This is a genomic window from Kitasatospora sp. NPDC057595 (genome assembly GCF_042800875.1).
Classification (GTDB): domain Bacteria; phylum Actinomycetota; class Actinomycetes; order Streptomycetales; family Streptomycetaceae; genus Kitasatospora.
In genome coordinates this window covers 1-12425 of record NZ_JBHVGL010000030.1, presented here as the reverse complement: position 1 = coordinate 12425, position 12425 = coordinate 1, and the positions used below count along the sequence as shown (strand labels likewise).

Sequence of the window (12425 nt, the reverse complement as noted above, 5' to 3'; positions counted from 1 at the left end):
ACGCCGGCCGGCCCCCACCCCAACACCGGGGGCCCCCCCTCCGGCGTTCCGCTCAGTCCTCGTCGTAGCGCGGGTCGATCGCGTCGGGGGAGAGCCCCAGCAGCTCCGCCACCTGTTCGATCAGGATCTCGTGCACCAGCGCCGCGCGGTCCTCCCGCGACTTCGCCCGGATCTCGACCGGCCGCCGGTACACCACGATCTGGCTCTTGCGGCCCTGCCGGCCCGGCGAGACCCGGCCCAGCGGCACCCCGCCGTCCGGATCGGTGCCGTCCTGCTCGTGCAGCGGCACCTCCTGGACGGCGAACTCGACCTCGATCAGCTGCGGCCAGCGCCGCTCCAGCCGCTCCACCGACTCGCGCACGTAGTCGTCGAACAACTCGGAGCGGGTGAGCGAGATCGGGACCTGCGGCGGCGCCAACGGGCCGCGCAGACCCCGGCCGTGCCGGTCACGGTGCCGCGGGCGGCGTGAGGGACCCGTCGATGACTGCGGTGCGGAGCTGTCCATATCACTGCCGAGAGTAGTCCTTGGACGCCAGGAAGTGGACCACCCCCGCAGCTGTTCGCCCGGGGCGAGCGGAGCGACCGGGCGGCGCGCGGGCGACGACACGGCACCCCCTCCGGACAGGCGGTCTTCGCTCCCCGGCAGGGAGTGCTGTACCGTCCACCCTCGTGAGCTCTGTACGTCGTTGTTCGCGGACCGCGTGCGGCCGTCCGGCCGTCGCGACGCTGACGTACGTCTACGCGGACTCCACCGCCGTTCTCGGACCGCTCGCCACCTACGCCGAGCCGCACTGCTACGACCTGTGCGCCGAGCACGCCGAGCGCCTCACCGCCCCGCGCGGCTGGGAGGTGGTGCGGCTCGTCGCCGAGGCCGGGCCGCTGCGCCGCAGCAGCGACGACCTGGAGGCGCTCGCCAACGCCGTCCGCGAGGCCGCCCGCCCGCCGACCCCGCGTCAGGGCCGCGCCCCGGAGGGCGAGTCCATCGAGGGCAGCCGCCGCGGCCACCTGCGGGTGCTCCGCTCGCCCGACAACTGACCCGCGCCCGGTCCGGCTCCCGCCCGCACCCCGCCTCCACCCCGCTCCCGCCCCCGCACGAACCGTTCCGCCGGCCCGGGTACGCTCCCCCCTACCGGGTAGCGGCGTTCGCCGTGCCCGGACCTATCGTGACCACGGGGCGACCAGCCCGCCGGCCAGGCCGCCGGCGCGTTCGCCGATCAGACACAGAACCAGGGTGGAGCCGCAGTGCGCGACCTCAAGCAGCTCGTGAAGGCGTACGACGTACGGGGCGTCGTCCCGGACCAGTGGGACGAGAACCTCTCCCGCGCCTTCGGCGCCGCGTTCGTGCAGGTCACCGGAGCGACCGCGATCGTGGTCGGCCACGACATGCGCCCCTCCTCCCCGTCGCTGAGCCTGGCCTTCGCCGAGGGCGCGGCCGGCTACGGCGCCGACGTCGTGCGGATCGGCCTCTGCTCGACCGACCAGCTGTACTACGCCAGCGGCGCCTTCGACCTGCCCGGCGCGATGTTCACCGCCAGCCACAACCCGGCCCAGTACAACGGCATCAAGCTCTGCCGGGCCGGCGCCGCCCCGGTCGGCCAGGACACCGGCCTCGCCGAGATCCGCGAGCTGGTCGAGTCCTGGACCGGCGCGGACGACACCGTCACCGTCCCGGCCCGCGACGTCGCCCCGGGCACCCTCTCCGAGCGGGAGACCCTGCGCGGCTACGCCGACCACCTGCTCGGCCTGGTCGACCTCACCGCGATCCGCCCGCTCAAGGTCGTCGTCGACGCCGGCAACGGCATGGGCGGCCACACCGTGCCCACCGTCTTCGACGGCCTGCCGATCGAGCTCGTCCCGATGTACTTCGAGCTGGACGGCACCTTCCCCAACCACGAGGCCAACCCGCTCGACCCGAAGAACCTGGTCGACCTGCAGGCCCGGGTCCGCGAGGTCGGCGCCGACCTCGGCCTCGCCTTCGACGGCGACGCCGACCGCTGCTTCGTCGTCGACGAGCGCGGCGAGCCGGTCTCCCCGTCGGCCATCACCGCGCTGGTCGCCGCCCGCGAGATCGCCCGCGCCAAGGCCGCCGGCGAGGCCGAGCCGACGATCATCCACAACCTGATCACCTCCTGGACCGTCCCCGAGGTGGTCCGCGAGCTCGGCGGCACGCCCGTGCGCACCCGCGTCGGCCACTCCTTCATCAAGCAGGAGATGGCCGTCACCGACGCCGTCTTCGGCGGCGAGCACTCCGCGCACTACTACTTCCGCGACTTCTGGCGCGCCGACACCGGCATGCTCGCCGCGCTCCACGTGCTGGCGGCCCTCGGCGGGCAGCCCGGCAGCCTCTCCGCGCTCACCGCCGAGTACGACCGGTACGCCGCCTCCGGCGAGATCAACAGCACCGTCGCCGACCAGGCCGGCCGCACCGCCGCCGTCCGCGCCGCCTTCGCCGTCGAGGGCATCACCGTCGACGAGCTGGACGGCCTCACCGTGGCCGGGCCGGACTGGTGGTTCAACCTGCGCGCCTCCAACACCGAGCCGCTGCTGCGCCTGAACGTCGAGGCCAAGGACCCGGCGAAGATGGCCGAGCTGCGCGACGGCGTGCTGGCCCTCGTCCGCGCCTGACGTCCGGCCCCGATGCCCCGGCCGGTAGGGTTTCCTCCGGCCGGGGCACCGCCGTGCCGCCGACGAACCGCCCGCACCGAGACCGGAGACCGAACGCCATGAAGCTCGAATCCTTCCTGCTGGAGATCCTGGTCTGCCCGCAGTGCCGGGCCGCGCTCACCGAGGGCGGCACCGAGGAGCAGCCGGAGCTGCTCTGCACCGGCCAGGACTGCGGCCTCGTCTACCCGGTGCGCGACGGCATTCCGGTCCTGCTGGTGGACGAGGCCCGCCGACCGGCCTGATCCTGGACGGGGCGGCTCCGCCCCGACCGGCCACCGCCCGGGACCGGCCCCCTGCCGCGTCCGCCGTCCGCCGTCCTCAGCGCCCAGCCACCAGCCGGAGGCCCGCCGCATGCTCGACGACACCCTGCTCGACGACCCGGCCGCCCTCCAGCGCGCCGACCACGACCGCGCGCTGCTCGCCCTCGCCGGCTCCGGCGCCCGGGTCCGCACCGCCCTGCGGCTCGCCGACGCCGCCGGGCTGGACCGGCTGCGCCCCGACGGCCGCCCGCGTGCCGTCCTGGTCGCCGGGCACGGCAGCGCGCTGACCGCCGGCGAGATGCTGGCCGCCCTGGCCGGGACGGCCGGCCTGATCGCCCCGCTGCCGCCCACCGACGCCGCTCCCGTCCCGCGCCCCGACCGCGCCACCGCCCCGGCCGCCTTCACCGCCGGCCTGGCCTGGCAGCTCCCCGGCTGGGCGGGCCCGCTCGACCTGCTGGTGATCAGCTCCGCCGACGGCGGCGAACGGGGCCTGGTCGCGCTCGCCGAGCAGGCCTACGCGCGCGGCTGCGCGATCGTCGTCACCGCGCCCGAGGACAGCCCGCTCGCCGAGGCCGCCCGGCAGGTCCGCGCCCTGCCGCTGCCCTTCGTGCCGTCCGCCGTCGAGGCCGCCGAGCCGGGTGGGCCGGCAGGCCACGGCGCCGAGCCGGACCTGCCCGCCGAGGACCCGGCGGCGCTCTGGGCCCACCTCGCCCCGCTGCTCGCGCTCACCCAGAAGCTCGGCGTCACCCAGCTGGCCTACGACGCGCTGCCGCTCACCGCCGACCTGCTGGACGCCACCGCCGTCCGCTGCCGGCCGGACGCCGCCGCGTACACCAACCCGGCGAAGGGGCTGGCCGCCCGGCTGGCCGGGACCGTCCCGCTGCTCTGGGCCGAGGGCCCGGTCGCCGGTGCGGCGGCGACCCGGTTCGCCGCCCAGCTCGCCGACCGGGCCGGGCGCCCCGCGCTGGCGGGCCTGCTGCCGCAGGCGCTGACCGCGCACCGCGGCATGTTCACCGGGCAGCTCGGCGCGGGCGCCGACCCCGACGACTTCTTCCGTGACCGGGTCGAGGAGCCGGACCCGCTGCACCTCCAGGTCCTGCTGCTGCGGCACGTCCCCGGCGAGGCGCTGTCCGGTGCCGGGCCGTCCGGTGCCGGGCCGTCCGGCCCGGAGGCGGATGCCGGCCCCACCGAGGTGCCGGCCGACGACGCCGGTCCGCGCAGCTTCGGCGCCGCCCGGGCGCACCGGCTCGCCGCCGCGCACGACGTCCGGCTGACCGAGTACGCCAGCCACCGCGCCGACCCGCTGCACGCGCTGGCCGACCTGGTGGCGCTCACCGACTTCGCCGCCGTCTACCTGGGCCTCGCCGCCGCACAGTCCTGAGCCACCGTCCGGCCCGGGTCCCGGACCGGGTCCCGGGCCGGTCGTTCCGGGCCGTCGCCGGGCGGCCCGGTACCGTATGCGGTCGACGACGACCGGGACACCGGACGACCGGGTACGGGCCGCGCGGACGGCCCCCGACGGAGGGACCTTCCGAGCATGAGTACCGAAGGCGGTACCAAGGCGCTGGTCGCGGCGCTGACCGCGAACCTGGGCATCGCGGTGAGCAAGTTCGTGGCCTTCGCCTTCTCCGGCTCCTCCTCGATGCTCGCCGAGGGCGTCCACTCGCTGGCCGACTCCGGCAACCAGGTGCTGCTGCTGGTCGGCGGCAAGCGGGCGCAGCGGGCCGCCACCCCCGAGCACCCCTTCGGCTACGGGCGCGAGCGGTACATCTACGCGTTCCTGGTGTCGATCGTGCTGTTCAGCCTCGGCGGCATGTTCGCGCTCTACGAGGGCTACGAGAAGATCGCCCACCCGCACGAGCTGGAGAACTGGTACTGGCCGGTGGGCGTGCTGGTGTTCGCCGTCGCGCTGGAGGGCTGGTCGTTCTTCACCGCGTTCCGCGAGGCCCGCAAGGACAAGGGGACGCACGGCTGGTCGGCGTACATCCGCCGGGCCAAGGCGCCGGAGCTGCCGGTCGTGCTGCTGGAGGACAGCGGCGCGCTGATCGGTCTGGTGCTGGCGCTGTTCGGCGTCGGGATGACCGCGATCACCGGGGACGGCGTCTGGGACGGCGTCGGCACCCTCTGCATCGGCCTGCTGCTGGTCGTCATCGCGTTCGTGCTGGCGGTCGAGACCCGCTCGCTGCTGCTCGGCGAGTCGGCCCACCCCGAGGTGGTGGGCCGGATCCGGGACGCGCTGGTCGACCACGACTCGGTGGACCGGGTGATCCACATGCGCACCCTGCACCTCGGTCCCGAGGAGCTGCTGGTCGCCGCCAAGATCGCCGTCCCGGCCGACTCGACGGCCACCGAGGTCGCCGAGGCCATCGACGCCGCCGAGGTGCGGGTCCGGCGGGCGGTGCCGATCGCCCGGGTGATCTACCTGGAGCCGGACATCTACAGCGCGGAGAAGGCGGCGGCGGGCGACGACCCGTACGCCACGCCCGGCGGGCCCGTTCCCGGCGGCGCGCACTGAGGTGCCCGGCCGCCCCGGGCGGAGGCCGAAAACGGCCGTAGCGGGCCGCCGTCCGGGGCCGTCGGTGTAGATTCGTCCCCAGAGCCAGAACGTCGCTGCTGATGGCGGTCGATCGGCGGCCCGCCCCCGAGGGGGTGCGCGCCGGTCGAGGGAGAGAGGTCCTCCGACGGTTTGTGCCGAGCAACGGGTCATCCGTGCCGCGCCGGTCGATCGTGCCGCGGGCCGGGCGCCCCGGCGTCGCCGCACACCCGCGCGGCCCGCCGTGTTGTGACGCACTCCAGGACCTCGGCCCACGCCCCACCCGTCAGCGAGGAGCAGACGCATGTCGACCGACACCACCGGTGACTTCAAGGTCGCCGACCTTTCCCTGGCCCCGTTCGGCCGCAAGGAGATCCAGCTCGCCGAGCACGAGATGCCCGGCCTGATGGCGATCCGCGCCGAGTACGCCGAGTCGCAGCCGCTGGCCGGCGCCCGGATCACCGGCTCGCTGCACATGACCGTGCAGACCGCCGTCCTCATCGAGACCCTCACCGCCCTCGGCGCCGAGGTCCGCTGGTGCTCCTGCAACATCTTCTCCACCCAGGACCACGCCGCCGCGGCCATCGCGGTCGGCCCGGAGGGCACCCCGGAGAACCCGCAGGGCGTGCCGGTCTTCGCCTGGAAGGGCGAGACCCTGGAGGAGTACTGGTGGTGCACCGAGCAGGCGCTGACCTGGCCTGACGGCAAGACCCCGAACATGATCCTGGACGACGGCGGTGACGCCACCCTGCTGATCCACAAGGGCGTCGAGTTCGAGAAGGCCGGTGCCGCGCCGGACCCGTCGACCGCCGACAACGACGAGTTCCGCATCATCCTGGAGCTGCTCAACCGCACGCTCGTGGAGACGCCGAACAAGTGGACCGAGGTCGCCGCCACCATCAAGGGCGTCACCGAGGAGACCACCACCGGCGTCCACCGCCTGTACGAGATGCACCGTGACGGCAAGCTGCTGTTCCCGGCGATCAACGTCAACGACTCGGTCACCAAGTCGAAGTTCGACAACAAGTACGGCTGCCGCCACTCGCTGATCGACGGCATCAACCGCGCCACCGACGTGCTGATCGGCGGCAAGGTCGCCGTCGTCTGCGGCTACGGCGACGTCGGCAAGGGCTGCGCCGAGTCGCTGCGCGGCCAGGGCGCCCGGGTCATCGTCACCGAGATCGACCCGATCTGCGCGCTGCAGGCCGCGATGGACGGCTACCAGGTCGCCACCCTGGACGACGTCGTCGAGACCGCCGACATCTTCATCACCACCACCGGCAACAAGGACATCATCCTGGCCTCGCACATGGCCCGGATGAAGCACCAGGCCATCGTCGGCAACATCGGCCACTTCGACAACGAGATCGACATCGCCGGCCTCGGCAAGCTCCCGGGCGTCGTGAAGACCGAGGTCAAGCCGCAGGTCCACGAGTGGCGCAAGGCCGACGGCCGCACCATCATCGTGCTCTCCGAGGGCCGCCTGCTGAACCTGGGCAACGCGACCGGCCACCCGTCCTTCGTGATGTCCAACTCCTTCGCCAACCAGACGATCGCCCAGATCGAGCTGTTCACGAAGACCGAGCAGTACCCGATCGGCGTCTACGTGCTGCCGAAGCACCTGGACGAGAAGGTCGCCCGCCTGCACCTCGACGCGCTGGGCGTGAAGCTGACCACCCTCACCCAGGAGCAGGCCGACTACATCGGCGTCCCGGTCGAGGGCCCGTACAAGTCGGAGCAGTACCGCTACTGACGCGGTGACGCCCATCGGCCCCGTGCCGACGCACGCCGGTGGCCGGCACTACCCGAGGGGAGTGCCGGCCACCGGCGTGCGCGGAGCGGGTTCAGTGGAAGACCTCCGTGGTCCAGGCGTTCTCGTCGGTGCCGAGCGAGGTGACCCGGTCGAGCAGGCCGGCGAAGCCGCCGATCGAGGCGAACGGCGCCTCCCCGTCCATCGCCGAGACGCAGAGCTTGACCCCCTGGGAGACCCGGCAGCTGTGCGGCGGTTCCTGGACGGGGAAGCCGAACGGGTTGGTCGGGGTAGGCGTCGGGACGGTGTCGGGCACGGCCGTCAGGGAGATCGACTTGTCGCCCAAGCTGAAGCTGACGGACGCCTCCCAGGCGTGGTTGACGGCGGTCTCCGGACCGTAGTCCAAGCTCGCTCCCGCCGGGGTCAGGCCGGCGGGCAGGTCGTTGACCGTGAACGGCATGGCCACCGCCCGCGGCTCGGTGTGAACCCCGGCGGCGACCTGCACCACCACGTCCGCGACCTGGTCCGCGTCGCTCATGTACGAGGCGTGCAGCTCGGCCCAGCGGCCGTCGGCGGTCTGGAAGCGCAGCGTCCGGTCCAGGCCCGCGCCGGCCGGGTTGTCCGGTGCGATGCCGACCCAGTACGCCGGCCTGCCGTTCACCGGGGCGGCGTCCACCCGGTACCGGGGCCCGGCACCGCCGGAGTCGAGCGCGGGCTCCACCCCGGGCGCGTAGACGGTCAGGAAGAGCAGCTGGCGGTTGAAGTCGGCGGTGGCGTTCGTCTGCTTCGGGCCGATGACCTTGGCCTGCGACATCCCCGGCTGCCCGCTGAAGCCCTTGTTGTAGACGACGGTGTCGAAACCGGCGGGCAGCCGGCCGAAGGCGCCCTGCACCACGAGCGGGTCGTGGCCGGTGTCCGGGCCGAGCGGGGGGCCGGAGGTGCCGGTGGAGGCGGAGGCCGCCGCCATGGTGGAGCCCGAGCGGCCGTCCGGCCAGGCGGTGCTCAGGGTGGCGGCGCCGACCGCCACCGCCGTCACCGCGCCGAGCACGGCCAGGCGCCGGCGCATCAGCCGGGAACGGCCGGTCCGGACGGACCAGGCGGTGTCGGGCGTGGCCGTCGGCGCCGGGGCGTCGGCCAGCGCGGTGAGTTCGAAGACCAGCCGTTGCTCGGTCGCGCTGAGCGGGGAGGAACCGTCGTACGGGTCGTTCACGGTGCGATCCTTTCGGAGGGACCGGCCGCCGCTGCGGCGGTCTCGCGGTCGAGGTGCCGACGCAGCGCGTCGAGGCCCCGGGAGGTCTGGCTCTTGACGTTGCCGGTGGAGCACGCCATCGCGGCGGCGGTCTGCTCGACGGTGAGGTCGCAGTAGTAGCGCAGGACCACCGCCGCCCGTTGACGGGGCGGCAGGGCGGTCAGCGCGGTACGGAGGTCGACCGAGACGTCCAGGTCCGGGCCGGACACCGCCCGCTCCGGGAGGGTGTCCTCCCGGCGGCGCGCCGACCACCGGCCCCACGGCGAGCGCTGCTCGGCGAGGAACGTGTTGACGAGGACCGTCCGCACGTAGCCGTCGATGTTCTCCACTTTGGACATGCGGCCCCAGCGCACGTAGAGCTTGGTGACCGTCTCCTGGACGAGGTCGTCCGCGCGGTGCCAGTCACCGCACAGCAGATAGGCCACCTTGCGCAGCCACGGGGTCCGCGCGGAGGCGTACTCCGTGAACTCGGCGTCTCGGGTCTGCTTCGGCATCGATGGGACTTCCCTTCCGGCGATGCCTCGGTTCGCAGCGCCCACCTCCCTGATGCGGCCCGTCGGGGGGAGGTTGCATGCCGGTCGCGAAAGATCCCGGACGTAGGCTTTCGGGCATGCCCAACGGCCGGTACTCGCTCCACGACACCCATGACCACGTCCTGCTCGGCGAGGAGCGGTTCAGCTGCGCGCCCGGCCCGGCCGGCTGGCGGTACGTCTCCAAGACGTACGCGCCGGACGGCCGCGTCCTCGGCACGGTGGACCTCACCCTGGACTCGCGCGCCCGGCCGCTGCGGATGGAGCTGCGGGCCGGCGGCTGGCAGGTCCGCGGCGGCGCCGTCGACGGGGTCGCCTGGGTGCGGGCCGACGTGGCCGACCCGGCCGGCGAGCAGGCGGTGGAGGGGCACGACCGGGCCCACGGCTTCACCGGGCGCTCGCCCGGGTTCCTGGTCGCCACCGCGCGGCTGCTGCGGCTGCGGGAGGGGGCGAGCGCGCGGGTGCGGCTGGTCGCGTTCACCGAGCCGGTGCTGGCGCCGCGCACCTTCGACCAGGGCTGGCTGCTGGAGGGCGTCGAGACGCATGCGACGGACTCGGGGCCGCTGGTCGTCGAGCGGTACCAGGTGGCGGACCTGGAGACGGGCGAGCAGCAGGTGGTGCACCTGGCCGGGGACGTGGTGCTGGCGGCGGGCGGGGTCGAGCTGGAGGAGCTGGAGTCGCCGCCCAACCCGTGGCCGGCGGAGTTCGGTGACGGCGAGGGCGCGGGCGGCTGACGCGTCGGGCGCTGACGGGGCGGGTGCCTACCGGGTCAGGCGGGCGGGGCGAAGCCGCCGCCGGAGGCCGGGGGCGCCAGCGGTGCGGGCGGCGCCGGTGCGGCCGGGGGAGCGGACAGGGGAGCCGCCGGGGCACCCGGCGGGGTCGGCGGAGCCGGCGGGGTCGGCTGGCTCGGCGCCCAGGCCTGCTGATGGGCGTGGGCCTGGGCGTGCGCCTGCCGCTGGGCCTGCGCCTCGGCCTGGGCCTGCTGGGCCGCGTACCCCTGCGCCCGGCTCCACTCGCGCCGCTGGCGCTCGGTCAGCACCGCCCCCAGGTACGCCGCCGGGTGCACCCCGTACGGCACCGGGTGGCCGGTACGGGCCGCCAGGTCGTCCGCGAGCCGGGCGGACATCTGGTGGGCGACGACCTGGTCCAGCTGGCCGATCCGCCCGAGGAACTGCCGGATGGCCAGCCAGAGCGGCTCCGGCACGGCGGAGAAGTCCAGCGCGACCAGCTCGCCGCCGATCGCCTGCAGCAGCTGCGGGTTCACCGGCGGCAGCGCGATCGCCGAGCCGCTCCCGCCGGGCACCCGCTCGCGGACCACCAGCGTCCCCGCGAAGACGTCGCCCAGCCGCTTGCCCTCCGAGGACACCACCGAGCAGACCACCGCCGGGACCCCGAACAGCACGATGATCTCCAGGAAGCCGACCAGCCCGCGCACCAGCGAGTGCCGGAACCGCACCGGCCCGCCGTCGCTGCGCACCACCCGGAGCCCCAGCGCGGCCTTGCCCAGCGAGCGTCCCCGGGTCAGGGTCTCGATCATGACGGGCAGCGCGACCAGGAAGAAGACGGTCAGTCCGATCGTCACGGCGGCGACCGCCGCACCGTCCAGGTCGACCAGGATCAGGCTCAGCAGCAGGGTGGTCGCCACCAGCCCCGCGATCTGCACGGTGAGGTCGAGGACGATCGCCAGCCCCCGGCTCGGAAGCTTCGCCGCGCGCAGGCCGAGGACGACGGCCTCGCCCGTCACCAGGTCGCTCAAGACACCCGTCCGTTCCCGTCGGTGGTACGCGGTCCGTGGGCGGGGAATCCGGCGGATCGGCCCCCACGATCCCGAGATCTGCTGCCGTCAACATACGGGGCCGCGGAGCCCGCCGGGAAGGGAGGTCCCGACGGTCGCCACGCCGTCCGGCCCTGGCATGCTGGGCCCACCTGTCCGCACCGCCCGACCGCGCGCCCCGCGCCGACCATGGAGCCGCCGCATGGACCTGGACGTCTTCGTCGCCACCCACCAGGGGGAGTGGGCCCGGCTGGACGCCCTCGCCAGGAAGCGACGCCCGACCGGTGAGGAGGCCGACGAACTCGTCGCCCTCTACCAGCGCGTCACCGGGCACCTGGCCAAGGTCCAGGCCGCCGCGCCAGACCCGACCCTGGAAGGCCGGCTGACCAGCCTGGTCTCGCGGGCCCGCGACGCGGTCACCGGCAGCCGGACCAGCGGCTGGCGGGACGTCGCGCGCTACTACACGGTGAGCTTCCCGGCCGCCCTCTACCGTTCGCGCCGCTGGTGGATCCCGGTCGCAGTGATCTCCCTGCTCGCCACCGCGCTGGTCGCCTGGTGGGTGGCCGGCCACCCCGAGGTCCGCAACAGCCTGGCCGCGCCGGCCGAGCTGCGGGAGATGACCAGGCCCGGCGGCGCGTACGAGACCTACTACTCCGACCGCCCGGCGAGCTCCTTCGCCGCCCAGGTCTGGACGAACAACGCCTGGATCGCCGTGCAGTGCCTGCTGTACGGCGTGGTGCTCGGCCTCCCGGTGCTGTGGGTGCTGCTGAGCAACGTCCTCAACCTCGGCCTCGGCGTAGGGCTGATGGCCTCCGCCGGCCGGCTCGACACCTTCCTCGGCCTGCTCATCCCGCACGGCCTGCTGGAGCTGACCGCCGTCTTCGTGGCCGGCGGCCTGGGGCTGCGCCTCGGCTGGACGATCGTCGACCCCGGCCCGCGCACCCGCGCCACCGCACTCGCCGAACAGGGCCGCTCGATCATCGGCATGGCCATCGGCCTGGCCACGGTGCTGGCGGTGTCGGGCGTCCTGGAGGCGTTCGTGACCCCGTCCGGCCTGCCGACCTGGGCCCGGATCACCATCGGCGTGCTCGCCGAGGTGGCGTTCCTGTTCTATGCGCTGGTGTTGGGCCGAAAGGCCGCCGCGGCCGGAGAAACCGGCGACCTGGACGCGGCCGATCGGGCGGACCTGCAGCCGGTCGCGGCCTGAGCGATGTGATCAACAGGCCCCTGAGCTGCTACTGTTCTCGCAACCCAGCAAAACCATTGACGTGGTTGGGGTGGGCTAGTAGGTTTGAACGGTTGGACCGGCTGGACAACAGCCAGGCTCGGGCGTTAATGTCTACGACACCGCCGAGTCGAGGCGAGTGTGCTTCATCGAATGCGCACCCTCTCCGACAAGGTAAATCCCGGAACTGAGCACACCGAAAGCTTTGATAGGCTTCGGAGCGAAGTTGAAGGAAATCCCCCCAGTGGGAATCGGATGAATGAAACTCCGGAAAACGGAGCGGAAAACGTCTGGTAAGCTGGAAACACGAAAGAACGAAGCGCCCGGAGGGCCGGTGTGAAAGCCGCCTGAAGGAAGCGTCCGTTCCTTGAGAACTCAACAGCGTGCCAAAAGTCAACGCCAGATATGTTGACATCCCCGGCCTCAGATTCTCTGGGGTT

Annotated in this window: 12 protein-coding genes; 8 read left to right on the top strand and 4 right to left on the bottom strand. The window is 73.6% G+C overall.

Annotated elements, in window-relative coordinates; translation table 11 throughout:
* Positions 1–52 precede the first annotated feature (52 nt).
* A complete protein-coding gene (locus ACFU9E_RS32085; RefSeq protein WP_355373231.1) occupies positions 53–505 on the bottom strand; it encodes a metallopeptidase family protein in 453 nt (150 codons plus the stop codon).
* Between the two features lie 164 nt (positions 506–669).
* Here ACFU9E_RS32085 and ACFU9E_RS32080 point away from each other — a divergent pair, with 164 nt between their 5' ends.
* The 6 genes from ACFU9E_RS32080 to ahcY all read left to right on the top strand — a co-directional run bounded on the left by ACFU9E_RS32080 (position 670) and on the right by ahcY (position 7210).
* Complete coding sequence (locus ACFU9E_RS32080; protein WP_380684603.1) at positions 670–1035, top strand: DUF3499 domain-containing protein; 366 nt, start codon at positions 670–672, stop codon at positions 1033–1035.
* A gap of 207 nt (positions 1036–1242) precedes the next feature.
* The gene (locus ACFU9E_RS32075) at positions 1243–2625 is read left to right on the top strand and encodes a phosphomannomutase/phosphoglucomutase (protein ID WP_380684602.1); all 1383 of its coding nucleotides are present in this window, start codon (positions 1243–1245) and stop codon (positions 2623–2625) included.
* 98 nt (positions 2626–2723) lie between these two features.
* Positions 2724–2906 carry a Trm112 family protein gene (locus tag ACFU9E_RS32070; RefSeq protein WP_380684601.1) on the top strand — a complete coding sequence of 61 codons (183 nt, stop codon included), beginning with the start codon at positions 2724–2726 and terminating at the stop codon, positions 2904–2906.
* Positions 2907–3015: 109 nt separating this feature from the next.
* Positions 3016–4305 carry an SIS domain-containing protein gene (locus tag ACFU9E_RS32065; protein WP_380684600.1) on the top strand — a complete coding sequence of 430 codons (1290 nt, stop codon included), beginning with the start codon at positions 3016–3018 and terminating at the stop codon, positions 4303–4305.
* A 156-nt stretch (positions 4306–4461) separates the two neighbouring features.
* Positions 4462–5439 (top strand): cation diffusion facilitator family transporter, encoded by a 978-nt coding sequence (locus ACFU9E_RS32060; protein ID WP_380684599.1) that lies wholly within the window; start codon positions 4462–4464, stop codon positions 5437–5439.
* Positions 5440–5761: 322 nt separating this feature from the next.
* On the top strand, positions 5762–7210 hold the full coding sequence (gene ahcY, locus ACFU9E_RS32055; protein WP_380684597.1) for an adenosylhomocysteinase: 1449 nt from the start codon (positions 5762–5764) through the stop codon (positions 7208–7210).
* A gap of 91 nt (positions 7211–7301) precedes the next feature.
* Here the strand turns inward: ahcY and ACFU9E_RS32050 are convergent, their stop codons facing one another.
* Positions 7302–8417 carry a hypothetical protein gene (locus ACFU9E_RS32050; RefSeq protein ID WP_380684596.1) on the bottom strand — a complete coding sequence of 372 codons (1116 nt, stop codon included), beginning with the start codon at positions 8415–8417 and terminating at the stop codon, positions 7302–7304.
* Positions 8414–8950 (bottom strand): SigE family RNA polymerase sigma factor, encoded by a 537-nt coding sequence (locus tag ACFU9E_RS32045; RefSeq protein WP_380684595.1) that lies wholly within the window; start codon positions 8948–8950, stop codon positions 8414–8416. Before ACFU9E_RS32045 ends, ACFU9E_RS32050 begins: the two co-directional genes overlap by 4 nt.
* A gap of 116 nt (positions 8951–9066) precedes the next feature.
* Between ACFU9E_RS32045 and ACFU9E_RS32040 the strand changes: the two genes are divergently transcribed.
* Complete coding sequence (locus tag ACFU9E_RS32040) at positions 9067–9720, top strand: hypothetical protein (RefSeq protein ID WP_380684594.1); 654 nt, start codon at positions 9067–9069, stop codon at positions 9718–9720.
* Positions 9721–9755: 35 nt separating this feature from the next.
* Here ACFU9E_RS32040 and ACFU9E_RS32035 read toward each other — a convergent pair whose 3' ends face one another.
* Positions 9756–10742: an RDD family protein gene (locus ACFU9E_RS32035; RefSeq protein ID WP_380684593.1), complete on the bottom strand. Its 987-nt coding sequence runs from the start codon at positions 10740–10742 to the stop codon at positions 9756–9758.
* Between the two features lie 220 nt (positions 10743–10962).
* On the opposite strand from ACFU9E_RS32035, the gene ACFU9E_RS32030 reads away from it, so the two are divergent.
* Positions 10963–11967 (top strand): stage II sporulation protein M, encoded by a 1005-nt coding sequence (locus ACFU9E_RS32030; protein ID WP_380684592.1) that lies wholly within the window; start codon positions 10963–10965, stop codon positions 11965–11967.
* Positions 11968–12425: the final 458 nt, after the last annotated feature.